This is a genomic window from Pseudoalteromonas sp. 20-92 (assembly GCF_030847595.1).
Taxonomy (GTDB): Bacteria; Pseudomonadota; Gammaproteobacteria; order Enterobacterales; family Alteromonadaceae; genus Pseudoalteromonas; species Pseudoalteromonas fuliginea.
Genome location: NZ_JANJGQ010000006.1, coordinates 121,807 through 148,119, shown reverse-complemented (window position 1 = coordinate 148,119; position 26,313 = coordinate 121,807). Strand labels below are relative to the sequence as shown.

Annotated in this window: 22 protein-coding genes; 10 read left to right on the top strand and 12 right to left on the bottom strand. The window is 39.4% G+C overall.

Annotated elements, in window-relative coordinates; all coding sequences use genetic code 11:
- Positions 1–22: 22 nt before the first annotated feature.
- Positions 23–892: a DMT family transporter gene (locus NRL14_RS08330; protein ID WP_306724428.1), complete on the top strand. Its 870-nt coding sequence runs from the start codon at positions 23–25 to the stop codon at positions 890–892.
- 22 nt (positions 893–914) lie between these two features.
- On the opposite strand, the gene NRL14_RS08325 is transcribed toward NRL14_RS08330, so the two are convergent.
- The 7 genes from NRL14_RS08325 to NRL14_RS08295 all read right to left on the bottom strand — a co-directional run bounded on the left by NRL14_RS08325 (position 915) and on the right by NRL14_RS08295 (position 7,570).
- Entirely contained in the window at positions 915–1,601 is a 687-nt protein-coding gene (locus tag NRL14_RS08325) for a M15 family metallopeptidase (protein ID WP_306724427.1), read from the bottom strand.
- Positions 1,601–2,731 carry a succinyl-diaminopimelate desuccinylase gene (gene dapE / locus NRL14_RS08320; RefSeq protein ID WP_306724426.1) on the bottom strand — a complete coding sequence of 377 codons (1,131 nt, stop codon included), beginning with the start codon at positions 2,729–2,731 and terminating at the stop codon, positions 1,601–1,603. The genes NRL14_RS08325 and dapE overlap by 1 nt, the downstream gene beginning before the upstream one ends.
- Positions 2,731–3,075, bottom strand: a complete 345-nt coding sequence (locus NRL14_RS08315) for an ArsC family reductase (RefSeq protein ID WP_008134091.1) — start codon at positions 3,073–3,075, stop codon at positions 2,731–2,733. Before NRL14_RS08315 ends, dapE begins: the two co-directional genes overlap by 1 nt.
- Positions 3,076–3,079: 4 nt before the next feature.
- Positions 3,080–3,577 (bottom strand): PTS glucose transporter subunit IIA, encoded by a 498-nt coding sequence (locus NRL14_RS08310; RefSeq protein WP_007375397.1) that lies wholly within the window; start codon positions 3,575–3,577, stop codon positions 3,080–3,082.
- A 3-nt stretch (positions 3,578–3,580) separates the two neighbouring features.
- The gene (locus tag NRL14_RS08305) at positions 3,581–3,967 is read right to left on the bottom strand and encodes an ACT domain-containing protein (RefSeq protein WP_007375396.1); all 387 of its coding nucleotides are present in this window, start codon (positions 3,965–3,967) and stop codon (positions 3,581–3,583) included.
- A gap of 233 nt (positions 3,968–4,200) precedes the next feature.
- A complete protein-coding gene (gene pta, locus NRL14_RS08300) occupies positions 4,201–6,354 on the bottom strand; it encodes a phosphate acetyltransferase (protein ID WP_306724425.1) in 2,154 nt (717 codons plus the stop codon).
- A gap of 1 nt (position 6,355) precedes the next feature.
- Positions 6,356–7,570 carry an acetate kinase gene (locus tag NRL14_RS08295; protein ID WP_008134088.1) on the bottom strand — a complete coding sequence of 405 codons (1,215 nt, stop codon included), beginning with the start codon at positions 7,568–7,570 and terminating at the stop codon, positions 6,356–6,358.
- Positions 7,571–7,855: 285 nt separating this feature from the next.
- On the opposite strand from NRL14_RS08295, the gene yfbV reads away from it, so the two are divergent.
- The gene (gene yfbV, locus NRL14_RS08290) at positions 7,856–8,302 is read left to right on the top strand and encodes a terminus macrodomain insulation protein YfbV (protein WP_007375393.1); all 447 of its coding nucleotides are present in this window, start codon (positions 7,856–7,858) and stop codon (positions 8,300–8,302) included.
- Between the two features lie 38 nt (positions 8,303–8,340).
- On the opposite strand, the gene NRL14_RS08285 is transcribed toward yfbV, so the two are convergent.
- From NRL14_RS08285 to xthA, 3 genes are read right to left on the bottom strand one after another with little or no spacing between them, the layout of a single operon-like run.
- Positions 8,341–9,141, bottom strand: a complete 801-nt coding sequence (locus NRL14_RS08285; RefSeq protein WP_007375392.1) for a putative RNA methyltransferase — start codon at positions 9,139–9,141, stop codon at positions 8,341–8,343.
- Complete coding sequence (locus NRL14_RS08280; RefSeq protein ID WP_306724424.1) at positions 9,138–9,785, bottom strand: energy-coupling factor ABC transporter permease; 648 nt, start codon at positions 9,783–9,785, stop codon at positions 9,138–9,140. Before NRL14_RS08280 ends, NRL14_RS08285 begins: the two co-directional genes overlap by 4 nt.
- A gap of 5 nt (positions 9,786–9,790) precedes the next feature.
- Positions 9,791–10,597, bottom strand: a complete 807-nt coding sequence (gene xthA, locus NRL14_RS08275) for an exodeoxyribonuclease III (RefSeq protein WP_306724423.1) — start codon at positions 10,595–10,597, stop codon at positions 9,791–9,793.
- A gap of 240 nt (positions 10,598–10,837) precedes the next feature.
- Here xthA and NRL14_RS08270 point away from each other — a divergent pair, with 240 nt between their 5' ends.
- The 4 genes from NRL14_RS08270 to rluB all read left to right on the top strand — a co-directional run bounded on the left by NRL14_RS08270 (position 10,838) and on the right by rluB (position 13,622).
- Entirely contained in the window at positions 10,838–11,269 is a 432-nt protein-coding gene (locus NRL14_RS08270) for a hypothetical protein (RefSeq protein WP_008134083.1), read from the top strand.
- Positions 11,270–11,492: 223 nt separating this feature from the next.
- Entirely contained in the window at positions 11,493–12,014 is a 522-nt protein-coding gene (locus NRL14_RS08265) for an EF-hand domain-containing protein (protein WP_007375388.1), read from the top strand.
- Positions 12,015–12,165: 151 nt separating this feature from the next.
- On the top strand, positions 12,166–12,756 hold the full coding sequence (gene scpB, locus NRL14_RS08260; protein ID WP_007375387.1) for an SMC-Scp complex subunit ScpB: 591 nt from the start codon (positions 12,166–12,168) through the stop codon (positions 12,754–12,756).
- Positions 12,753–13,622 carry a 23S rRNA pseudouridine(2605) synthase RluB gene (rluB, locus tag NRL14_RS08255; protein ID WP_002959716.1) on the top strand — a complete coding sequence of 290 codons (870 nt, stop codon included), beginning with the start codon at positions 12,753–12,755 and terminating at the stop codon, positions 13,620–13,622. The genes scpB and rluB overlap by 4 nt, the downstream gene beginning before the upstream one ends.
- 85 nt (positions 13,623–13,707) lie before the next feature.
- On the opposite strand, the gene NRL14_RS08250 is transcribed toward rluB, so the two are convergent.
- The gene (locus tag NRL14_RS08250; RefSeq protein WP_007375386.1) at positions 13,708–14,454 is read right to left on the bottom strand and encodes a YciK family oxidoreductase; all 747 of its coding nucleotides are present in this window, start codon (positions 14,452–14,454) and stop codon (positions 13,708–13,710) included.
- A gap of 206 nt (positions 14,455–14,660) precedes the next feature.
- On the opposite strand from NRL14_RS08250, the gene NRL14_RS08245 reads away from it, so the two are divergent.
- Together NRL14_RS08245 and sohB are read left to right on the top strand one after the other, a co-directional pair.
- Positions 14,661–17,090: a VolA/Pla-1 family phospholipase gene (locus NRL14_RS08245; RefSeq protein WP_306724422.1), complete on the top strand. Its 2,430-nt coding sequence runs from the start codon at positions 14,661–14,663 to the stop codon at positions 17,088–17,090.
- A 100-nt stretch (positions 17,091–17,190) separates the two neighbouring features.
- Positions 17,191–18,207, top strand: a complete 1,017-nt coding sequence (gene sohB, locus NRL14_RS08240; RefSeq protein ID WP_149614803.1) for a protease SohB — start codon at positions 17,191–17,193, stop codon at positions 18,205–18,207.
- 97 nt (positions 18,208–18,304) lie between these two features.
- Here the strand turns inward: sohB and NRL14_RS08235 are convergent, their stop codons facing one another.
- Positions 18,305–19,639, bottom strand: coding sequence for a dicarboxylate/amino acid:cation symporter (locus tag NRL14_RS08235; RefSeq protein WP_033029520.1), 1,335 nt, complete (start codon positions 19,637–19,639; stop codon positions 18,305–18,307).
- Between the two features lie 192 nt (positions 19,640–19,831).
- On the opposite strand from NRL14_RS08235, the gene NRL14_RS08230 reads away from it, so the two are divergent.
- Both NRL14_RS08230 and topA read left to right on the top strand, forming a co-directional pair.
- The gene (locus tag NRL14_RS08230) at positions 19,832–23,113 is read left to right on the top strand and encodes an Ig domain-containing protein (RefSeq protein ID WP_306724421.1); all 3,282 of its coding nucleotides are present in this window, start codon (positions 19,832–19,834) and stop codon (positions 23,111–23,113) included.
- A gap of 252 nt (positions 23,114–23,365) precedes the next feature.
- Positions 23,366–26,074: a type I DNA topoisomerase gene (topA, locus tag NRL14_RS08225; protein ID WP_008134073.1), complete on the top strand. Its 2,709-nt coding sequence runs from the start codon at positions 23,366–23,368 to the stop codon at positions 26,072–26,074.
- Positions 26,075–26,313 lie beyond the last annotated feature (239 nt).

Here is a 26,313-nt window from a genome sequence, read left to right as displayed (position 1 = left end):
TTTTTGTTGCAAAGGAATTTTTTTGAAAGCCACCATATACACAATCATTGCTTTAATTGCGTTTGCCGCAAATTCTCTTTTTTGCAGAATGGCTTTAGCCGAAGGCTATATAGATGCTTGGAACTTTACAGCTATTCGCTTACTAAGTGGTGCAGCGTGTTTGGGCATTATAATGGCTATTTATACCCATAATTTAAAACGTAAAGGCACATTTAACCCCGCTATTATAAGTGACAGAGGAAGCTGGCAAAGCAGTATTAGCCTTTTGGTTTATGCACTTTGTTTTTCGATTGCCTACGTAGAGCTCGATACAGGCACTGGCGCACTTATTTTGTTTTCCGCTGTGCAACTTACTATGATTGGCTGGGGTATTTATCAAAAAGAGCAATTAAATGTGCTTCAGTGGTGCTCGTTTATAGTGGCGCTAGGCGGCTTTGTATATTTAATGCTGCCATCCGCTGCAGTGCCTTCACTGTTTGGTGCATCACTTATGGCACTCAGCGGTATAGCATGGGGTATTTACAGTATTCGCGGTAAAGTGTGTGTATCGCCACTGCGTACTACTGGGTTTAACTTTATAAGAAGCTTAGTGGCTATCCCTGTTTTATTACTTGTAGGTATGAGTTATTTAAAAAATATGAGTATTGAAGGGGTGTTACTTGCGTGTGCCTCGGGTGCGATAGCATCTGGGATTGGTTACAGTGTTTGGTATGTAGCTATGCCACTGCTTAAAAGTACCCAAGCTGCTGTTGTGCAGTTGTGTGTGCCGGTACTTGCAGCCATTGCCGGGGTTTTGTTTTTATCAGAGCAGGTAACAATGGAGTTTGTAGTCGCAAGCGCGTTAATTTTAGGCGCTGTGCTGGTATTTATTTTAAATAAAAAGAAGGCATAATATTATTTGAGCGAGCCTTCTTTTAGGGGGGGCTTACGTTTGTTACAAAGCGTGTATAAATAGCAGGTAAGTTATCAAGTATTGCCTGCTTGCCCTGTAGTTCACTGTTTTTTATACATTCAAAAAGTACTTGCTCGCTAAGTTTATTCACTAATAATTGTGATTGCTTAATATGGCTTATATGCCAAAGCTCAGGTGCGACGCCACCTAAATCATGCTGGTAAGGGCGATAAAAGCCAAACTTACCCAAGTTGTCATCAAGCCAGTTACTTAAAGGTGCAAACGGCCCACCTTGCAGGTATTCATCAGGTGCTAGCTGCAGTTTATAATCATCACTTACCGCAGCTTTATCAAACACATCTAAGTCAGTCCCTAAATGATGCCTGCTTGCCCCAGGTAGTGCAGAGTAGAGCATTATTGCTATACATTTATCAATCTCGCTTAGCTTAGTTAAATCTACAACTTCTTGCTGTTTATTATAAACAGGTCGACTACCTAAAAACTTATTATTCCAAATAATTGACTGACGTTCAAAGTCGCGAAAACTTGAGGCAATAGTAAGATCAAATCCCGCTTTTTGAGCTGCACTTTGCAGCGCTAAAAAGTCGCTAATAATAGCGCTGTGCAAGCGATGATTTTGTATATCAGTTAAATGTGTATCACTTTGCCCTGTAATACACATTATTGGTGTTGGTTGAGTGGCATCCATTATGTTAAAAGTTGCTCTAATATTTGCTCGTAAATGTTGGTAAGGGCTATTAAATCATCGGTACTTACGCATTCATCTACTTTATGAATAGTAGCGTTACGTGGCCCTAGTTCAATTACTTTAGCACCTGTTTGCGCAATAAAACGCCCGTCAGATGTGCCACCTGTGGTTTCTAGGTTTGTGGTTAAACCGGTTACCGATTTAATAGCATTGACTGTGGCATCAACAAGGGGGCCGTGCTCGGTAATAAAAGGCAAACCATTTACTATCCAACTTAATTCATAATTTAAGTTATGCTTTTGTAGAATGTCATTTACACGTTGTTGTAATTGCTCATGCGTTACTTGCGTACTAAATCTAAAGTTAAACTGTATTTCTAGTTCACCCGGGATCACGTTACCAGCACCTGTGCCGCCATTAATATTTGAAATTTGAAAGCTGGTAGCAGGGAAGTATTCATTTCCGTTATCCCACACCGTTTGGCTAAGTTCAGTAAGTGCAGGGGTTGCTAGATGAATTGGGTTTTGTGCTAAATGTGGGTAGGCTACATGCCCTTGTACGCCCTTAACGGTTAAAAAAGCGGTGAGTGAGCCTCTTCGACCATTTTTAACAACATCACCTAGTACATCTTTTGATGAAGGTTCGCCAACTAGGCACATATCGATTTTTTCACCGCGTGCTTCTAGCGTATCAATTACACGAGTCGTCCCGTTTACAAATGGACCTTCTTCGTCAGAAGTAATTAAAAATGAAATTGAACCTTTATGATCTGGGTGCTTAGTAACAAAACGCTCGGTTGCTACAAGCATTGCTGCAAGTGAGCCTTTCATATCGGCAGCGCCACGGCCATGTAAGAGACCGTCTTCTATTAATCCTGAAAACGGCGGATGTTGCCAATTTTTTTCAGGGCCTGTTGGCACCACATCGGTGTGACCTGCAAAACAAAAGTGCGGCGATTGTGTGCCTTTTCGAGCCCAAGTGTTAAGTGTGTCGGTAAAAAATAATGGCTCTATATTAAAACCAACCGCAGCAAGGCGATCGTTCATCATTTGTTGGCAGCCAGCATCTTCGGGGGTTACTGACTCTCGTTGGATTAGCGCTTGAGCGAGTGCAATTACGTCAACAGTCATTATTTAAAAATCTCATCGTATTGAACTGCTTTAAAACCTAAATGGTAGCTGCCATTGTTTACGAGTACCGGACGTTTGATCATTGCAGGTTGTTCAACTAACAGTGAAATAGCACTCTCTTTAGTTAAGCTTTGTTTTTGCTCATCAGTTAATGCACGATAAGTAGTACCACGTTTATTAACAAGCTGTTCCCAATCAAGCTTATCAGCAAAGTCACTCACCATTTGCTCATTCACGCCATCTTTACGGTAGTCGTGAAAAGTAAATTCGACATTGTTATCGGTTAAATATTTTTTAGCTTTTTTAATCGTGTCACAATTGCTAATGCCGTATAAGGTAATCATAGATTTAATTCTTCTTAATAATAGTTAATAGAGTGTCTTCACCCGCTTGTACCAGTGAGTGAGAGTAATGAAATGTACCAAGGTTGTGGCCATTTAGTAAAATTAGGCTAGCAAGCATAGGAGTATCAAGCTCTCGTAAATCAAAATAAGCAAGGCGTTGGCCTTTGATTATTTTGCTACCATTGAGCTGTGCTATATGAGTGTGTGTAATTGGTTGCGATGTTGAAATGGTTAAGTTGATTAACACTTTTAACCCATTTTTTGCTTGTAATATAAACTCCGTGCCTGCATTTTTTACCTGTAATAAAGTGCCATCAAACGGCGCTAAAATTTTATGGTTAGTTAGTTGCACTATAATACCTGGCCCAAGTGTGCCAAAGCGAAACAAAGGTTCTGGATGTTCATTTAGCTCCAGTACTTTGCCTGAAAAAGGGCTGGTAATATTAATGGCGTTACGAGGTATTTTGTTTTGCGCAATATATTCTACTTTTTGTGCTTTCATAATTTATTCAGCCACCACATTGTAGCCATCTTTTTTTAGTGCCGTAATAGCTTGAAGTGCAGTCTGCTTTTTTACAAGTATGTAATCGGTATCGTAGGTTGAAATTGAAAATATAGATATTTTAGCACGTGCTAATACGCCCGAAATATTGGCCATTATCCCGGTCAGCGAAAAACCAAGTGGGCCAACAACTTCAAGTGCTTGCCAATTTGGCTCTGTGTCTAGGCTGTTTATTTCAAAGCTACTAGGGCATACAATTGAAAGTTCGTCGTGGGTTTTAGAAATAAAAAACAACGGGAGTTTTAACAGCGCCGCAGGTATGTCGGCATCTATATCTAAGCTATGTATAGATAAAACGGTGCTGTGTAATTGTAATGTTTGTTTTGACATTAAAAACCTGCGAAACAGCAATATCGGTAGGTTTATAGTATAGATTATTAGCTTTAAATTAAAGGTGTAACAGTAACTAACCTGATAGTAAGTGAGTTAATTCCCGAAGGTAGAAAAACTTACCCACAATTTCTGTGGATAAGTATGGGGGTTGCAGGGTATAAATAGCCTAACTAGTTAATTATTAAATAAATAATAGCTAGGCTATAAAAAGCACATGTGAGTGTTGATGTTTAATTAAGTGCTTCAGCTTGTGCTGCTTGAATGGCCGTTAGTGCAATGGTATACACAATATCATCAACTAATGCACCACGGCTTAAGTCGTTAACAGGTTTGCGCATACCTTGTAGCATTGGACCAATACTTATTAAATCAGCGCTACGTTGTACTGCTTTATAGGTAGTATTGCCTGTATTTAAATCAGGGAATATAAATACAGTCGCTTTACCTGCAACAGGGCTATTAGGTGCTTTTTTAAGTGCCACGTTTTCCATAATGGCTGCGTCGTATTGAAGTGGCCCATCAATGATTAAATCAGGACGCTTTTGCTGCGCTATTTTTGTGGCTTCGCGTACTTTTTCTACATCAGCGCCCGTGCCAGACGTACCCGTACTGTAACTGATCATAGCTACACGCGGCTCTATACCAAATGCAGCAGCAGAGTCGGCAGATTGAATAGCTATATCTGCAAGTTGTTCAGCATTAGGGTCGGGGTTAATCGCACAGTCACCATAAACTAACACTTGGTCAGGCAGCAGCATAAAAAACACGGATGATACTAACGATGATCCTGGCGCTGTCTTAATTAACTGCAGTGGTGGGCGAATTGTATTGGCAGTGGTGTTTACTGCACCCGACACTAAGCCATCTACCTTACCTTGCTCAAGCATCATTGTGCCAAGTACGACGTTATCTTGCAGTTGCTCTTGCGCGACTACGGCAGTTAGACCTTTGCTTTTACGAATTTCGACCATAGGCGCAATATAATCATTAATGATGCTTTTAGGCTCAATAATACTTACGTGTTCGTTAAGCTCAATCCCTTGTTGCTCTGCAATGCGCATTATTTCTTCGCGATCGCCAAGCAATATAGTTTTAGCAATGCCGCGTTGGCCACAAATAGCAGCCGCTTTAATGGTACGAGGTTCATTGCCTTCTGGTAGCACAACTGTTTTTCCGGCTTTACGGGCTTTGTCTGTTAACAAGTAACGAAATGCTGGAGGCGATAATTTACGTGTTTTACCTACGCTTTTTGCTAACGTGTCTAACCAGTCAGAATCAATATGTTCAGCGTTATGATCTTTTACTTTTTCAATTCGTTGGTCGTCGTCGTTTGGTACTTCCATATTAAAGTTATGCAGTAATAACGAGGTGCGCCATGTATCGCCATCAGTAGCGAGTATAGGCAAGCCAGTTTGCATAGCTTGCTCACACAAGGCCATAATACGTGGCTCTGGCTCAAAGCCACCGGTGAGTAATATAGCGCCAAGCTTAGTGCCATTCATAGCTGATAAACATGCAGCTACGAGTATGTCTGAGCGATCGCCTGGTGTTACCAATAAGGCACCTGGGGTAAAGTAATTTAAAATATTTGACACTGTACGCGCACAAAAAGTAATACGACGCAGACGACGATGCAGCATATCGCCTTCGTTAATTATCGTTGCTTTTAAATACGCGCTTAAATCTTTTACGCGAGGTGCGACTAAGTCAAAATCCCAAGGGATTGCACCAAGTAGCATAAACGGGTTTTTTCTAAAAATAGGTAACGACGCTAAACGATTTAATTCGTTTTCAAGTTCTTCTGGTTTGTATGTGTCAACTAAATCGGCGCGAGCGCGGCCCTCTTCATCAAGTGGCGCATTTACTTTATTAAAAATACAGCCAAGTACGCGAGGGTGATCAATTCCACCATAGTTACCCGCTGCGATTTCAAGGCGGTCTTCTATTTGTGTAATGCTGTAATTACCGGGGGTGAGTACAAATACAATGTCGGCGCCAAGTGTTTGTGCAATTTCACGATTTACACGTCCAGCGTAAGGTTGACGACGAGTAGGGACCATACCTTCTATGATGGCTACTTCATCGTTGTTTATTTTGCTCTCAAAACGCTCAACAATTTCCTCTAGTAGGTCGTCACCTTTGCCATCGCCAATCATTTGCTCTGCGTAATCGAGTGCAAAAGGTGTAGGTGGGTTAATCGGTGAGCCTTGGGTAACTATTTGCGTTGATTTTTCAGGGCCCGTTTCACCCGAGCGGGGCTGCGCAATTGGTTTAAAAAAGTTAACTTTAACTGTTTTTTGCTCAAGAGCGCGGACTAAACCAACAGAGACAGAGGTTAGACCAACACCTGTAGAGACAGGAATTAACATAATACGACGCGCCATATTAAAGCTCCTTTGCTATGTTTGCAGCATCAAGTGCAATAACCCACTCTTCATTTGTGGGCATGACAACGGCTTTACTACGTGCCTGTGAAGAGCTAATAATACCTTCTTGGCCAAAACGAGCATTAAGATTAGCTTGTTGATCGCAATCGAGTCCTAAAAAGGCAAGCTGTGAGATTACTTTTTCACGAATAATATCAGAGTTTTCGCCAATACCGCCGGTAAAAATAATCGCATCAAGGCGTTGTAGTGGTACCATATAAGCGGCAATTTGTTTTGAAAGACGGTAGCAAAACATATCAAGCGCGAGTATTGCTTTTTTATTACCGGCAACAGCCGCTTCTTCGATTGTGCGACAATCATTAGAAAGCTCGCTGATACCTAATAAACCACTTTTTTGATTGAGCAAGTTATCTATTTGCTGTGCAGTGTAATCGAGCTGCGTGGTTAAAAAGTTAAACAGGCCTGGATCTATATCGCCACTACGGGTGCCCATCATTAGGCCCTCTAGTGGTGTTAGGCCCATACTGGTATCTACACTCTTACCATTTTTAATAGCACACACTGAACAACCATTACCTAAGTGGGCACTGATAAAGTTACTTTGCTCAATAGGTTGATTAAGTAGTTTTGCTGTTTGGCCTGCAACATAAAAGTGGCTTGTGCCATGAAACCCATAACGTCTAACGCCAAATTCTGTATATAGCTTATATGGCAGTGCATAAAGGTAAGCTACTTCATTCATCGTTTGGTGGAACGCAGTATCAAATACGGCTATTTGTGGTAAGCCTTCGAACGATGCCTGTGCAGATGCAATGCCTAACAAATTAGCATGTCCGTGAAGTGGCGCAAGTGTTGCTGCCTGTGTAATACCCGCAATGACCTTCTCGTCAATCAAAACAGATTGCGTAAAATGCTCGCCGCCGTGCACAACACGATGACCCACAGCAATAAGTTGCTCATCTAAGCTATGATCTTTTATTAGGCTTACTAACGTATCTATTGCCTCTGCATGGGCTTGACCTGCTACTAAGTTAATGACAGTTTTAGCGCCGTTGAATTTATATTTTATAGAAGGAGTTGTTGCACCTAAGCGTTCTGCTAGACCAGATATAATTTCGTGGCCCGTGTTTGCATCAATAATGGCAAATTTTAAGCTGGAGCTACCACAATTTAGTACTAAAACGTGTTGTGACTTAGGGGAGGTTGTTGGCATAAATTCATTTCCATAAACAAAATTTAGTAAGTGAACGTGAAACATTAATCGTTACACTCAGAGTGATAAATAAGGCTAAAACATTTAATTAAGCTAAACTAAAATGTAGCTGAATCAATGCGAAATATTTTACCCCAGTTATGGAATTTAGTTTAGTGTTTTGCACACTTTAACAGCAAAATTAAGCACTTTTACTGAGAAAGTAAAAGCCCTTAAAATTGTGTTACACTTTAGAGATAATCAATTTAGTATTGTGTTTTAATAGAGTCACTGTGAGGAGTCATGATGCAAAAAAGTGTGATGTCACAAGTACAAACAGGGCGGTTGTATGCAAAACAATGGCCAATGAGAAAAGAGTTAGCACCTCTATTCATCGAGTTTAAGGTTATTAAAGCTACTGATCTTGCGATCACAGTTATGCCTATTTTAGCCATGCTTACGTTATTTTTTCAGCTGAATTACCTAGGTCCAGACTTCTTACCGCAAGCTATTGCGAGTGCTTTATTTTTTATCTCGTTACCGTTACAAGGGTTGTTATGGCTAGGTAAGCGTGCGCAAACACCTTTAGAGCCAGCCATGCAAAAGTGGTATCACGAGCTTTATACAAAAATGGTTGCCAACGGTTATCAAGCGCAGTTAAGCGAAAAAAAGCCTCGTTATTTGGAGCTTGCGAGTCTACTTAAAGACATGTTTGATAAAATGGATAAAGCGTTTACGAAAGAGCAATTTTAGACGTCGTTAAACTTACGCCTAAATAACCCCAAATTTGATTATGCAGTTTTTGTAAACTGCGTAATGTAAAATGACAAGGTGACAGTATGCTCGCCTTTTTCCTTAAGTGCTTCCCAATGTTCTGGCCTGAACTTCCATGCAAATGGCGTCATCATTATTAAGTTTTTAATATCAGTAAAGCTAAGCGCGACATGCTCTGTTAAAAGAGCTTGCTCTGATTTTTGAAACCCTTTTGGCGAAGATATTTCAGTATGTTCGTTTACTTTTGAATATATATACGACTTTAACTCTTTTAAATGACAAGGACCTGGGCTTGCAACCACTAACGTTGCACTTTGATTTGCAAGGCGCTCAAGCTCTTGCTCAAACAAAGGTGCAAATACGCTAACAAGTACATCAGCAAATTGGCTTTCAAAAGGCGCTTGGCTAATTGATGCCACACTAAAGTTGCAATTAGGGTAGCGCTTTGCTGCATATTTAACCGCAGATTTTGAAATGTCGACGCCGTACACAACTGCGTTTGTTTTACTTGCTATTGCTTGAGTATAAAACCCTTCACCGCATCCCAAATCAATAATAGTATTTGCACTTATATTACTGATTATGTCGCTAAGGTTTTGTTGCAAAAAGCCATAATAGCCACGCTCTAAAAATGCACGCCTAGCTTGTACCATTTCAAGCGAATCGCCTGGTTGTTTTGAGTTTTTTTGTTGCACAGGCAGTAAATTAACATAGCCCTCTTTAGCAACATCAAAGCTATGGTTGTTAGCACAACGAAGTGTTGAATCAGTTTTCAAAAGTGCGTGGTTACACAGTGGGCATTGATATTGTAGACTCATGAGTCTAGGTAGTCCTTATCGTAAAAAGTTTTTACCCAATGCGGGCGATAGGTGATCATAACTGTTATAGCCATACCGTTGAGCATTGCTTCAGGAAACCAAATTATGGCACTTAAATAAACGTAGTTATCTGCGAGTTCTTGCCAATTGTATTGCCCTATAGCTAAGTAAAATAAAGCACCTAGGCTTATTTTTATACAGGCTATAACCCCTGCAGTTATGAACGCACAAACAAATATATAAACAAAAAAATGACGAGGTAAATACTGGTAACTAATTATAAAGCCAAAGTAGCTTAGTAAAATAGGAATAAACGCACCAATAAGCAGTTGAACTGGTAACAGTTCAAGTTCAATTTGACCAAATGCAGTCAGTAGGGCTGTGGCAAGTAGGCTACTTAAAATAGTCAATCGCCAGCCTAAAATTAATGTTGCAGCTGTAACGCCTAATATGTGTAAATCGAGGCCAGTTAAAATTCCTGCTTTTATTCGCCAAAGCACTGCAAACACTAACGCACATGCAAGCACGCCAGTTTGACGGGCTGGCGTATTAAGCAATGTTTTATATGTTTTTTTATCAAAGCTTAGTAGGGCAATAATAATTACAAGGGCCCAAAGTAGCCCTTGTATTGTTATGCTGAGCATAGTAATTACTTAAATGTTGACCATATAGGGGCATGATCTGAGGGTTTTTCAATACCGCGCAGTTCGTAATCAATACCAGTATCTATACAGCATGCTGCAAGCTCATTAGTTGCAAGTACTACATCTATTCGAAGTCCTCGGTTATCTACAAACCCCTTAGAGCGATAGTCAAACCATGAGTATTGATCGTCTGTTTCTGGGTTTTGTTCTCTAAAGGTGTCTTTAAAGCCCCAATTAAGTAATGTTGCAAGCCATTCACGCTCTACCGGTTGGAAAGAACATTTACCCGTTTTTAACCAACGTTTAGCATTTACTTCACCAATACCAATATCTAAATCGGTAGGTGATATGTTGATATCGCCCATAACAATTATATCTTGATCGGGTGTATGGTTTGTTTCAAGGTGAGTCATCAAGTCAATATAGAACTGGCGTTTATAAGGAAATTTAGTTTCGTGATTGATATTATCGCCTTGCGGGAAATAGCCATTCACTACGGTTAAATCACGGCCGTTTTCTTGCTCTACAGTAACGCTTATCATGCGTTTTTGCGATTCCTCTGTATCGGTAGCAAATCCTTTTAAGACCGATTTAGGCTCTTTCTTGCATAACATAGCCACACCATAATGTGCCTTTTGACCATGGTAATAAACGTGGTACCCCATTTTTTGCACATCTTCTAGTGGGAACGCCTCATCATGAACCTTAATCTCTTGCAGTCCAATCACGTCTGGTTGATGTTTATCGATAATTGCTTGTAATTGATGAAGACGAGCACGCAGACCATTGATATTGAAAGAAATCACTTTCATTGAATTTACCTTAAAATTGGTTCTATTTAATGCACTAAATTGTATCAGTATTTACGCGTACATAACATGACTGAAATGGATAAAATCGCTGCATAATTGTTGACCAAATGGTGTTTAAAGTTTAAACATTGTTAATGCTATATTAATTTGTTAAATAAATAAAAAATTCAATTGATATCTAAAAAGCAGGTTATATAATGCGCGAAATCACTCAATAAGCTCGTTCAAATAGGATCTCACATGAAAACACAACTAATTTTAGCTGCAGCACTTTTAGCATCAACTACGGTCTCGGCACAAAGTAATTCGTATTTTAGTAAAGATAATAAAATAGAATCTAAATTGTGTGTATTAAGTGCCAATGAAGGCTTTTCTGCCGCTCGTAAAGAAGCAGCCCAGCATGGTGTGTTTTTATCACGCTTTTCACAAAGTATTTTGTGTAATGGCGAAGATATTCGTGATATTGCTAAAAAAGGAACAACTACTGAAGTGATTAAAACTAAAGTTGAAGTGTTTGCTAAAGACACTCAACAAGAAACACAACTGTGTATGACTGCTTTGAAACAAGGTTTAGCGCCAGTTCGTCAAAAAATCGGTAATTTAAACTCTCTAAAGTGTAATGGTCAAAAAGTAACTGATTTTGTAAAACGTTATCAAAATGCGGCTATTTAATAACACAAAAATTTGAAAAGCATGCCCAGTATATTTATATATACTGGGCTTTTTTTTGCAAAAATTACAAAGCACTTTGCAAAGTTTTCAGATATAACTTATTGAAATTGTTTGTTAAATGCTCTTTTTATTTGTAACTATTTGATTTTAATTAGTTAATTAACATTGGCATCCGAATTGTATTAGCTAAAGTGACATTTATTTAATTACAAGGACACGTCTTATGAAAAAGTTAACATTAGCAACAACAATTTTAGCATCTTTGAGCCTCGCGGCTTGTTCTTCAAATCAAGGCCTTGAGAAAATAGACAGTGATTTTGCAAGCCTGGACAATGACAGCGATGGCTACATTTCAAAAGTCGAAGCGGATGATGATAGCATCTGGGAGCATTTTTCGAATATTGATACCAATATGGATAATGAAATTAGCCGTAAAGAATTTAACGCCTACATGCAGCTAAATGCAGGTAAAGTGGCGACTGATAGTGACGTAAGTGAATCAGCGTTTAAAGCTGAAATAGCTAAGTTTGATAAAATTGAGAGTAGTTTTTCAAGTTTAGATAATGATAGCAACGGTTATATTTCGATTGCTGAAGGCAACGATGATGATATTTCAAATCATTTTGGTTATATGGATGAAAACCAAGATAAGCGCATCAGCAGAAGTGAGTTTAAGGGTTACATTAAAAAATACGGTAATGCTGTAGCCGAAGATGACGCACTAGAAGCAATTAAACGCAGCTAATTTTTGCTTTTAAAATAATCAAGTTAGAAGCCAGTGATTGTCACTGGCTTTTTTGTGTTTTAAATCTAGTTATTTGGTAGATATATTTTCCTAGTTTGGTGTTGTTCTGTCATAATAGATGGCTGTGTATTTTTATTTGTTAAGAGTGTGTATGGCGGGTCGGCGAATTAGTGATGAACAACTAGTTGAGATCATTGAAGCAGCTATTTTTGTTGCAGATAAGCCTGTTAGTAAGCGCCACCTTAAAGACGTAGTATTAATAGATTTAGCTATTTCTATGGCGCGAATAAACGACGCAATAGATACTATACAAGAACATTTTCAAACTCGTGGTATTCGTCTAGTCGAGGTTGGTAGTGGTTATCGCTTTCAGGCATGTAGCAGTTTAAGCCCTTGGTTAAATAATTTGTGGCAAGAACGTGCGCCTAAGTATTCACGTGCTTTACTGGAAACATTATCGCTTATTGCATACAGGCAGCCCATTACACGTGGCGAAATTGAGCAAGTAAGGGGAGTTACTACGGGTTCGAATATTATAAAAACCTTACTCGAAAGAGAGTGGGTTAAAGTGGTAGGGCATAAAGAGGTTCCGGGTAAACCGGCTTTATATGCAACTACTAAACAATTTTTAGATTATTTTTCGTTAACAGGTTTAGATAATTTACCAGCGCTGCCAACAGAGCAGCAAAGTAAAATTAACCAGTTATTAAGTGATCCTTCTGTGAGAGAACCATCCGAATGAGTATACAAGGTGAAAAGTTACAAAAAGTCCTAGCCCGTGCAGGCGTAGGCTCGCGCCGTGAAATGGAAAAATACATTGATGCAAACCGCGTTAGTGTAAACGGTAAAGTGGCAAAGTTAGGCGACCGTGTTGAGGAAACAGACTTAATTCGTGTTGACGGACACACTGTGAAAATTGAAGAAAAAGCAGATAGAATTTGTCGTGTAATTATGTATAACAAACCAGAAGGTGAGCTAAGTACACGTAAAGACCCAGAAGGGCGTCGTACTGTATTTGACCGACTTCCTCGTATTGATGGCGATCGTTGGATTGCAGTAGGCCGCTTAGACGTTAATACATCAGGTTTGATGCTGTTTACTAATGATGGTGAGTTAGCAAACCGTTTAATGCACCCAAGCTATGAAGTAGAGCGTGAATACTCTGCACGTGTATTTGGTGAAGTAACCAACGAAACGGTTAAAAACCTACTACGTGGTGTTGAGCTTGAAGATGGCCCAGCCAAATTCACGACTGTAACCCCAATGGGTGGCGAAGGTGTTAACCGATGGTTTAACGTAACGTTAAATGAAGGGCGTAACCGCGAAGTCCGCCGTTTATGGCAATCTCAAGATGCGGAAGTATCTCGTCTTATTCGTATTCGTTACGGTAAATTGGAGCTAGATAAGCGCGTACCGCAAGGTGGTTGGATGGAGTATGATCTAGAAACGGTAAACTATTTACGTAAAACCGTTAAATTAGGTCGCGAGACGCAGACTAAGCTTTCTGTTATGCCAGAAAAGCGCAAAGATAAACGCGCTAAAATCAACCAAATCCGTAAAGCAGTTAAAAAACACAATCAACGTGTTAAGCCGACTAAACGTAAATAGTCAATTAGTTATTTATTTAACACAAAAAAGCCGCTAATTGCGGCTTTTTTAATGTGCTTTTAAATAACACAGGACTTAGGCTGGGTTATTTTTTTACCTGAGCATCTAACGATTCGCCATTCACTTCACTAGAATCGTCACTCATTAGATATAAATAGGTAGGCATTAAATCCTCTGGTGTAGCAAGCGCGTCTCTATCTTCACCTGGATATGCAGCCGCTCGCATTGAAGTGCGCGTAGCACCTGGGTTAATACAGTTTACACGAATGTTTGTTTTACCTACTTCACATGCCCATGTTTGCATCATGCCTTCTACTGCAAATTTCGAAATGGCATAAGGTCCCCAAAATTCACGGCCTTTGCGACCAACACCTGATGATGTGAATACGATTGATGCATTATCAGATTTACGAAGAACCGGAAACAAGGCTTTAGTGATCATCGCTTGTGCAGTCACGTTTACTTTCATTATGTTTTCGAACGTAGATGAGCAAAAATGCTCAAGTGGGCCAAGCGAGCCTAAAATACCGGCATTATTAAGAAGCCCATCTAGGCGGCCAAACTGATATTCAATCGTTGCGGCAAGGTCGCGGTAGTTTTGCTTCGTTGCGCCTTTTAAATCCATAGGCACAATTGCAGGTTTAGGATAACCTGCATTAACAATTTCATCGTAAACACATTCAAGTTTATTAGTTGTTTTACCTAATAAAATAACCGTAGCACCATACTTTGCATATGTAATGGCTGCTACTCTACCAATGCCATCGCCGGCGCCTGTTATTAAAATAACTTTATCTTTGAGTGCGTTTTCAGCTGCTTGATAAGTGTGCATAAAAGTACCAAATTGTATGATTTTTTTAATTTTAACATAGCAAAACGTGAAGTAATCGAATTTATTGCAAAATTAGGTGGCGAAAATAGAAACTTTACGTTAAGTTTAACTGGTCTAATGTCTCATTAATAACCTGATTACATTGTTTTAACTTAATACACTGATTAAACACACTATAAAAATAAAATATGTGCGGAGCCAACAATATGAAAAAAATGCTACTTTCACTCTCGGTTACAGCTGCTTTAGCAGGTTGTGGCGGTGGAGAAACGTTAAAAGATGTTAAAAACGACACAGCCCCAGTTATTCCAACGGCAACAGTAAGTTTTGACCCTGCTAATGGAGTTATATCTGTTCCAAACGATTTGTTAATGAGTGGTACCCAAGACGGTACATTAAACATTCCTGGTGAATTAGATGATGATAACGTGTCTATTCCACGCACAGCTTATGCCAACCCACAATTGGCTCTAGGCGCACTTGACGGTTGGTCTTCGCAGGTTCCTTATAAAATTGATTTAACATTCCCACCGAGTGTGAGTTTAGATGAAGCGTCTGCTGGGGCTCCTGGTACGGTTAGAATTTTTGAAGTAATAATGGGGGCAAGCTTAACGGATGAAGAATGTTCGGTAGTAGCTGCAGGTACTGCTTGTAAATTAGTGGGCGAACTTACCTTTGGTGTTGACTTTGTTACTCAAGCTTCAGGTAATGCTGTTGCAATTGTTCCTCTAAAACCATTTAAAGCTGGTAGTTCATACATTAATGTATTAACAACAGGGCTTAAAGACTCATTGGGTCGCTCTATTGAGCCATCTTCAACTTATGGGTTAGTTAAACAAGAAGCGCCATTAATTACAGCAGCCCAACTTGGTTTGCAGGGCGCAGTTAATAGCTACGAAAATGTAGTTGTTAGTTCTGGAAATATTACGAAAGACGACATTATTTTCTCAGGTGCGATGACTATTCAATCAGCAGGACCTGTGCTGGGGACTATCAAGCAGTTGTTAGCAGTGAGCTTGCAACAGCCAAGTATGGCAACACCTGCTGTGCAAGTACCAGAACAACCAATGGTAAATGTACAACAAGTATTTGCTTCACAAGGTGTTGAAGTATCGCCTGCTTTTTCTGGTGTTCAATATCAAAAGGGTAGCATTATGCTTCCTATGTACCTAGGGACTCCAACAGGCACTGAGATAAGTGATTTAAACGATACATATTGGCAAGGTATGTGTGATAACGCGGTAGCAATACTTGGTTATAAAGCTGTTGCCGGTGATGCTTTTCCTGCAGAACCTATTAGTGAGAATGACGGGTTATGTTTTGCATTGAGTAGTGGACAGCTTCGAGATTTAGGTTTAGACAGCACGCGTCATTTAACTAAATATAATACCATTCCAAAAGTACAAAGCATGGCGAATGTGCCAGTACAATTAACAAAACCTATTTTACCAATTATTAACGGTGTTCGTGCGCAACTACAATTACCGGCTATTGAAATGCCAGAAAATGGCTGGCCTGTTGTAATTATGCAACATGGTATTACTACGCAAAAAGAAAGTATGCTAGCGTTAACTGCCCAACTTTCTATTCAAGGTTTTGCAACTGTAGCAATTGACCACCCAAGACATGGTGAACGCGGTATCGATGTTGATGGTGATGGAAGTGATGACTTTAATGCAACAACAGGTTCGGTACTTAGTTATATGGACTTGAGTTCATTACTTGTTGCGCGAGATAGCCTACGTCAATCAGCGGCTGATTTATTAGGCTTACGCTTGGGTTTAAACTTTATTAACGATACGACTATCAATAGTAAAGATGTTACCTACATCGGGCATTCGTTAGGGGCTATTGTAGCCCCGGCATTTATTGCTCAAGCTAATAGCCCAATGGCGCCTACTGTTGACCCACTGTTTAATGTAAATACAGTAGCACTTGCAAGTGGCGGCGGTGGCATAGCAAGCTTCTTACTTGAATCTGCTGCGTTTGGTCCATTTATTCAAGGTTCAGTACTTTCACAAGCTGGTACAACCGAAGCTGATGAACTTAATGTCTACCTACAAGGCGCTGCGCTTTCTAACTGTGGCTCATTAGTACCAGACATGGAAGCTTACTTAACATGTGGTTACAATGAATATGTTGCATCACTTACTACTGCGGGTGAAACGACTAAACTTACTAACATTCAAGGTGTATTTACACAGTTTGCATTTGCGGCACAAACAGCACTTGATAGTGGCGATCCAACTAACTACGCTGCCACGGTGAAAGCATTAGGTACTCCTGTTTATACTAATGTTGTTGTGGGTGATGGTGTTGATAACAAGCCCGACCAAGTGATACCGCCAATGGCAGCTAATAATCCTATTTCTGGCACAATTCCATTAGCTAACTTGATGGGTCTTGAAACAGTAAGTACTTCGCAAGCATTAAATGAAACACCTTCGAGCTATTTAGTTAAATTTACTAAAGGGCATCATGGTTCTATATTAACGCCAGCTCAAGATGCTGCAAAGGCTTCAACTGTTGAGGGCAGTGCTGCTGCTAATGCAGAAATGCAGCTGCAAGTAGCTACTTATTTAGCTGCACGTGGACGTATGTTATTAGTTTCCAACCCTGAGGTTGTGATTGATTAATAACCAGTAAAATAATTAACCTTTAAAAGCCACTGAAAAGTGGCTTTTTTTTGTTTTAAAGCATGTTAAATTAGCTGAAATTTATAAATGGAGAAACCAGTTGGAATTTTTATACGAGTACGGTTTGTTTTTTGCTAAAACAGTTACTTTTGTTATCGCTATCGCAATTATTCTAATGTTAATAGTTGGCGCTGCAGTTAAGCCAAAAGCTAAAAAAGGTGAAATACAAATAGATGATATATCAGAGCAATTAGAAGAACTTAAGGAAAGTTTTTTGCAAAATACGCTCGGTAAAAAAGAGCTTAAAGCACACCAAAAACAGATTAAATCGCAAAGTAAAAAAGCAGATAAAGACGAAGCTAAACCTCGTTTATATGTAATTGACTTTGTGGGCAGTATGGATGCACACGAGGTGGAAAGCTTACGAGAAGAAATAACAGCCATTATCTCTATTGCTGAACCTAGTAAAGACAAGGTCCTTATTCGTTTAGAAAGTGGTGGCGGGGTTGTACATGGGTACGGACTTGCTGCTTCGCAGCTACAGCGTATTAAAAATGCTGGCATACCCTTGAGTGTCTCAATTGATAAAGTGGCTGCCAGTGGAGGGTACATGATGGCATGTGTTGCCGATGAAATACTCGCTGCACCATTTGCAATTGTTGGCTCTATTGGGGTGATTGCTCAAATTCCTAACTTTAATAAAATATTGAAGAAAAATGATGTTGAATTTGAACAAATAACTGCTGGTGAGTTTAAGCGTACACTGACTTTATTTGGTGAGAATACGGATAAAGCTCGTGAAAAATTTCGCGAAGAAATTGAACAAACTCACGACTTATTTAAAACATTTGTGAGTACACAACGCCCAAGTTTAGATATAAATCTAGTTGCGACAGGCGAGCATTGGTTTGCAACGCAAGCTATTGAAAAAGGCTTGGTAGATGTTATAAAAACAAGTGATGATGCTTTATTAGAGCAGCAACATGAACGCCAAATCTATAAAATTAAATATAAAGTCAAAAAAGGACTGAGCGATAAGCTAGCGCTTGGCTTGAGTAGTGGCGTAAATAAAGTCGGGATAAACTTACTTTCTAAATTTAAGTCCCTAAATCCTTAGATTAGAATTTTTAACCTGAGAACAAGCTAATTATTTTTACTCGAAAAAAAACCTTGATGCAAAACATCAAGGTTTTTTATAACTCAATAGTCATAGATTATGAATCAATAGACTTATGATAATCTTCTAAATCTTTAGCTGCGTTAGGGTCATTGAATACGCTTTCATCAAGTTCACCTTCAGACTTGGCAACAACACAGGTAACCATACAGTCACCAGTAACATTTACCGCAGTACGGGTCATATCTAGCAATCTATCTACGCCAATTATAATAGCAATCCCTTCTACAGGTAAGCCAACTTGGTTAAGTACCATTGCCAACATTATTAAGCCAACACCAGGAACACCGGCTGTGCCTACAGATGCGAGCGTAGCTGTTAATATGACCATTAAATAGTCAGAAATCGTTAAATCAACACTAAACACTTGTGCAATAAATACGGTTGCGACGCCTTGCATAATCGCTGTACCATCCATATTAATGGTTGCACCTAGGGGGATAGTAAATGAGGCAACTGAGTTGCTTGCACCTAACTTTTTAGTCGCAGTTTCAAGTGTAATAGGCATGGTTGCGCTAGAGCTTGATGTACTAAATGCAAATAAACAGGTGTGCTTCATTTTAGCTAAGAAAATACGCGGGTTTAAGCCCGTTAGTATTTTTAATAGTAATGTGTAATTTACAAGCGCATGTAATAGCAGGGCCAAAACAACAACGCCAAAATATTTAGCTAGGCTCACAATTAAATTGAGCTCTATTGTAGTGAACAGCTTTGCCATTAAAAAGAACACGCCATATGGTGCAATGTTCATTAATAAAGTAACTAATTTTAAAATAACTGTGTTTAAGTCTTCAAATACATCAGCAACGCGTTTGCCTGCTTTACCACTTAGTGCCATAGCAATGCCAAATAGTAATGCAAATACAATGACTTGTAGCATGTTGCCTTTAGCCATTGCTTCAAATGGATTTGTTGGGAACATGTCTATAATAACTCTAGCTAGAGTAGGTGCTTCTTTTGCATCGTAACTCGCTTGAGAAGGTAAGCCAATTCCTTCCCCGGGATTAAATAATAAGGCTAGGGAGATTGCTACTGTAATAGCTATAGCTGTAGTTAGTAAATATAAACTAATAGATTTGCCACCTAAGCGTCCCAGTTTTTTTGGATCGCTAAGGCTGCAGGTTCCACAGACAAGTGAAACAAAAACGAGCGGGACAACTAACATTTTTAAGCTAGCGATGAATATTTGCCCACCCACATGAAAAAGGCCATCGACAAAAAATGCTTTAATTGGCAAAGAGAATAACCCAAGTGGTATTAGATAATCGTCTTCACCAGCTAAAATAGCCTGAAATATAAAGCCTACTATAACCCCTAACCCCATACCTATCATGATGCGAGTGGTTAAACTCATTGAACGGATTTTTGACATATACCCTAATCTACTTTTAATAAATTTTGTCATAGACTACCAGTCTATAAATATTTATACAGAAAAAGTTAGTATTTATTGAAAATTATTTTATACAAAAAAGTAATAAAAAACTGTGATTTTAAACTAGGTTATAGGTTAATATTAGGTAAATAACGTTTAGTTAATAATAACAACACTAGGGAGAGGTCAATGCCTTTAACGCGATTGCTCAGTATTATGTTACTTAGCTTTTTACTCATGGCTTGTGGCGGAGGTGGAACGCTTGAAAAAGATGGCACAGTGGGTGGTGATACTGATACCGACACAACTGTTTATACAGTAACCCTTCAAGGGTATTCTCAAACTAGTGACTCTGAATCAAATGCAGTAACTGCTGACGCGCCAATAGATTTACGTGTAACACTTAAACAAAATGATACCCCAGTTGCAGGTAGACGCATAACGTTCAGTTTAGCTGATGGTGTGGGTGAACTTAATCCAGAGTCGGCATTAACCCAAAGTGACGGTATTGCCACTGTTGAACTTTCTGCGGGAACAATTACTGGCGCGGGAGAAGTTACTGCGACGTATACTATTGATGGCGCAACGTATACAGACGTTTTTGATTTTCAAACTCAAACTGAAGTTATACCTAAAGTAGAGCTGGCCGTTAGTTTACAAACATTAAATGGAGGAGAGGCCAGAAATGTAAATTTTTTAACGCCCGCAATTGCACAAGCAATACTTCTATTAGACGGTGAACCAGCTGCTTTTCAGCTAATACAATTTAATCTATCAGGCTTTGGAACAATAAATCCGTCTAATGGAACAGCAATGACCAATAATGAAGGCATTGCTAAAATAGATATACTTGCTGGCACTGAAGCTGGTGCAGGAACTGTTTCAGCTACTTATATTACTGAAGATGGCAGTAATATAAACTCTAATGCTTATACTTACACTACAGCAGGCGACGCTCCTGTGCTGGGATTGTCGGAAGATTTTACGATTGATTTAAGCTTACTTTCGGCGACAACACTGGCACAAACGAGCCAGATTAGTGCAAGTGAAAGTGGTTTAATTAAGGCGCTTGTTCTAGATTCTGATAGTCAACCGGCGGTTGGAGAAGTTGTTACTTTTAACTCATCGCTTGGTAGTTTATTGCCCAGTTCAGGGACTGCACTGACTGACTCAAAGGGCATAGCTACGCTCAATTTGACATCAGGAACAATTGAAGGGGCTGGTATTGTTACCGCTCAGTTTGAAGCGGTTGAATCTACATTGGGCTTTTATACCAGTGGGGATGCGATTGATCCAAATCAAAGCAGTGCCGATATAGCATTTACAATATTCCAAAACTGCCCACCTGACTTCAAAACGACGAAGGATGTGAGTTTATGTGAAGAGACTGCCGGTATTTCTGGTGATTCAATTGGCATCCTTTATATTAAAGTTAATAAAAAGGATTCAACCATACCACTAACTCAAACTCTCGTTATGGCAACAACAACGATTGGCTCTATTTCACCTACAACGGGCACCGCAATCACCGATGTAAATGGTATTGCAATACTTGATATTATCCCCGGCAGAGATGTAGGGGCTGGAGAAATAACTGTTTCAGTATTGGGGAGCAGCATTACCAAAGCATTTCAGATAGCTGCTGTAGATATTGATATTACTATAACAAGCTCTTTAGCTGATGATGAATTTTTAGCCGCAGGTGCTACAGCACTAATTTCTATTGAAATTACTAAAGATGGTGAAGCCTATACAACCCCATTAAATGTAGAATTTTCATCAGGCTGTGTTGCAAGTGGTTTAGCTGTGATGGATGAAGCTGTTACCAGCATTGGTGGTTTCGCTCGTTCAACTTACCGACCTTTAACGTGTGTTGGCGGCGATATTATTACTGCAACAGTTGTTACTGGTGGTGATACTGTATCAGGTACGGCAACGATTAATGTATCTCCAGCTGATATTGGCTTCATCCAATTTATTGAAGTAACACAACCTGTTATTTCATTAAAAGGTACAGGTGGAGCTAACAGAAGTGAAATTTCAGAAGTTAGATTTAAACTAATTGATTCTAACGGTAATGCACTAGCTTCTAGAACTGTCGACTTTACATTATCCACTTCAGTAGGTGGAATTACGCTTAGTACCGCTTCGGCTATCACCAATAGTGCTGGTGAGATACAGACTACAGTTCAGTCTGGTGCAGTTGCGACGCCTGTGCGTGTTATTGCTTCAAGTAAAGATGATGTTGGTGGCGAAACTGTGGTTGTAACAGCGCCTTCGGATATTTTAGTTATAAGCACAGGGATTGCTGATCAAAATAGCTTTTCACTATCTCGCTCAGAGTTTAATACGCATGGTTTAAATGTTGATGGGACTTTAGTATCTGTTAATGCGCGCTTAGCCGATCATTTTAATAACCCGGTACCAGATGGCACTGCTGTAAGTTTTATTACTGAAGGTGGTGTTATCGAACCAAGCTGTACGACTACGAATGGCGTTTGTAGTGTTACGTGGACAAGTAGTAATCCACGCCCGTTTACCGATTCAATGTACGAAAATACAATTGCTCAAAAATGTGATGGTGGATTACCGTGTCCATTAGGTATTTTAAATAATGATCTAACATTAGATTTACCATTAGGGGGGCGTGCAACCGTTCATGCATATGCTATTGGTGAAGAGACTTTTTCAGACTTAAATGGTAATGGTTACTTTGATAGCGAAGACTTCTTTGATGATTTATTTGATATTCCAGAAGCTTTTATTGATAACAATGAAGATGGCACTTTTGGCGGTAAAGACTGTAACGATGGAACGGATCCTTGTTCACGTGATAACTCAACAGGCGATGAGTTTGAAGAGTTTGTAGATTTTGATGGTAATGGTTCTTGGACTACAGAGAACGGTTTATATAATGGTTTACTATGCCGTCAAGAAGACGAAACTGCTGGTATATGCAGCCGCCAAATGGTTAACGTATTTCAAAACCAAGAAATTGTAATGTCTGGTGATGCTGCATTCTTTAGGCTAATAACTTATGCCAATGATTGTGCTGCTATTACAGGCGTAACAGCGACTGAGGTGCGTGTAAATAGTGACCCTACAGGGCCTTTAGTGCGTAGTTCAACAGGCCAGCTAATGTGTGGAGTTGATTCAATAGACTTAACAGAAGCGACAGGAACTAATAGTGTTGGATTAACCGTGTTCATAGCTGATGCCTATAATAACCCTTTACCCGTTGGGAGTGAGGTAAGTATCGCCTCTGAAAATGGTATTCTAACGGGCACTAACAGTTATATCTTTCCTAATACAACAAGTTTTGTGCCTGTAGGTATTTCCTTTGGTATAACAAGAGAGCCAGCCGATGGAAGAAATGATATAACTGATGGTTTTTTAACAATTAGTGTTGAAGCTACATCGGGTCTTATTTCGTCAACTTCAATTGCAGTTACTGACGACGCTAAGCTATAATTTTATGATGTTTTAAAAAAATGCCAACCTTTAGGTTGGCATTTTTGTTTGTGTTCTATATATTCCACAACAATTATTCTAAAAACACCTGTTTGTTTAAATTAGCAACAGAAATTGTTCGTTTATTCAGTAAATACTGAAAAGTTTGTATTAAAAGCTTGTAACAACTAGTGTTTGTAGATATACCTATAAATATTCGCGCCGCTTAGAGCGGTAAACACATTTTTAATATTTGGTTAGAAATAGGCAACTATGGGCAAATCGCTAGTAATTGTAGAGTCACCTGCTAAGGCTAAAACAATTAATAAATATTTAGGTAATGATTTCATCGTAAAGTCTAGTATTGGACATGTACGAGATTTACCTACTTCGGGTTCAAGCAAAGCTAAAGTGCCGGCAACTAAAACGCCAGCAGAAGTTCGTAAATTGCCACCTGAAGAAAAAGCAGCGTATAAAAAACAACGAGATTATACCAACTTAGTTGCACGTATGGGAATTGACCCTGAACAAGGCTGGGAACCGCATTACGAAATATTGCCGGGTAAAGAAAAAGTTGTCCAAGAATTACAAAAACTGGCAGAAAATGCAGATCAAATATATCTCGCAACGGATTTGGATAGAGAAGGGGAAGCGATTGCTTGGCACCTTCAAGAAATCATTGGTGGAGAGCCTGAAAAGTATAAACGCGTAGTTTTTAACGAAATTACTAAAAATGCGATTCAACAAGCGTTCGAAACGCCGGGTGAGTTAAATACCGATATGGTTTTTGCTCAGCAAACGCGACGCTTCTTAGATCGCGTTGTTGGCTTTATGGTGTCGCCATTACTGTGGGCAAAAGTCGCTCGCGGACTTTCTGCAGGTCGAGTTCAGTCAGTTGCAGTGCGTTTATTAGTTGAACGTGAACGTGAAATTAAGGCATTTATACCAGAAGAGTTTTGGGATATTCATGCTGATGTTAAAAACACAGAGTCAGAGTTACGTTTAGAAGTAACCAAACAAGACGACAAGCCATTTAAGCCAGTAAATGAAGCTCAGGCTAGCGCAGCAGTTAAAAGCCTTGAGAATGCCGAATATAAAGTTGTTAATGTTGAAGAAAAACCAAGTAAGAGTCGTCCAAGTGCGCCTTTAATTACTTCAACAATGCAACAAGCGGCAAGTACACGTTTAGGTTATGGCGTTAAAAAGACCATGATGCTTGCTCAGCGTTTGTATGAAGGTGGTTACATTACGTATATGCGTACCGATTCAACTAATCTGTCAAAAGATGCAGTTGCTATGTGTCGTGAATATGTAACGGAGCAATTTGGTGAAAAATATTTACCAAAAGATCCAATTAACTACAGTTCTAAAGGCAATGCACAAGAAGCGCATGAGGCTATTCGTCCATCAAGTGTAACAGTGCTTTCTGGTCACATTGAAGGCGTTGACGCTGATGCTAAAAAATTATACGAGCTTATTTGGCGTCAATTTGTTGCATGTCAAATGGTGCCTGCAGAATATGATCTAACTACTTTGACTGTTGCAGCAAACGATTTTCAGCTCAAAGCAAAGGGTCGCGTATTACGCTTTGATGGTTGGACTAAAGTACAACCTGCAATTCGCAAAAAGAATGAAGAAGATCAATCATTACCACCGGTTACATTAGGTGAAACACTGACTCTTGTTGAACTTGATCCTAAGCAACATTTTACCAAGCCGCCTGCGCGTTTTAGTGAAGCGAGTTTGGTTAAAGAGCTTGAAAAACGAGGTATCGGTCGTCCTTCTACGTACGCATCTATTATTTCAACGATTCAAGACCGTGGTTATGTACGTGTTGAAAATCGCCGTTTCTTCGCTGAAAAAATGGGTGAAATTGTTACCGATCGTTTAGTTGAAAACTTTACAGATTTAATGAATTTTGACTTTACCGCTAAAATGGAAGGTCGGCTAGATGATATCGCGGAAGGCGAGCGCGTTTGGACTGAAGTACTTGATAAATTCTATGCTGATTTTTCAACGCAACTAACTGTCGCCAAAGATGAGCCAGAACAAGGTGGTATGCGTCTTAACGAGATGGTTGAAACAGATATTGAATGCCCTACGTGTAGCAGAAAAATGGGTATACGCACGGCCTCAACCGGTGTTTTCTTAGGGTGTACTGGTTATAGCCTTCCACCAAAAGAGCGTTGTACTACAACGATGAACTTGGTATCGGGTGATGAAGCTGTAGCTGCAGATGTTGAAGATGTAGAAACTGAAAAGTTAATGCAAATGAAGCGTTGTCCAATTTGTGAAACAGCAATGGACTCATACCTAATTGACGAAACTCGTAAATTGCACGTGTGTGGTAATAACCCCGCATGTAAAGGCCACGTAGTTGAGGAAGGTACCTTTAAAATTAAAGGCTATGATGGACCAATTATCGAATGTGATAAATGTGGTTCGGACATGGAGCTTAAATCGGGTCGCTTTGGTAAGTACTTTGGCTGTAATAACGAGGAATGTAAAAATACTCGTAAGCTACTTAAAAATGGCGAAGCAGCGCCGCCAAAAGAAGACCCTGTTCACATTACTGAATTAGAATGTGAAAAATCAGATGCGTATTTTGTTTTACGTGATGGCGCTGCGGGTATATTTTTAGCCGCAAATACTTTTCCTAAGTCACGTGAAACACGTGCACCTAAGGTAGAAGAGTTAAAACGCTTTAGAGACCGCATTTCGCCTAAGTTTTATTATTTAGCAGATGCACCAGCTAAAGATCCTGATGGTAATCTTGCTGTTGTACGCTATAGCCGTAAAAATAAATCTCAGTATGTTATGACTGAAGTTGACGGTAAAGCTACCGGCTGGACTGCTCATTATGAAGCGGGTAAATGGACAGAAGAAGCGAAGAAAAAAGCAGCACCTAAAAAGAAACCAGCGGCTAAAAAAGCCCCTGCTAAAGCAAAGGCTAAGCCAAAAGCAAAAAAAGAGGCTGAATAAGTAAGTAAATAATCACTTATTCATCGCTTTTAAAAGCTATAAAAAAAACCGGAACGCACAGCTTGTGTCGATTCCGGTTTTTTTTATCTATTTATATGTACTTCGCAATGGCTTTGTTAGCCGCACATATAATACCAACCTGCATAAATATTTGAACAATTTATCGAATTAAATCACTCTACACGTTGTTAAAAATTTTTATTTATAACAAATAGATACAAAATTTTTGCCTAGTTCTA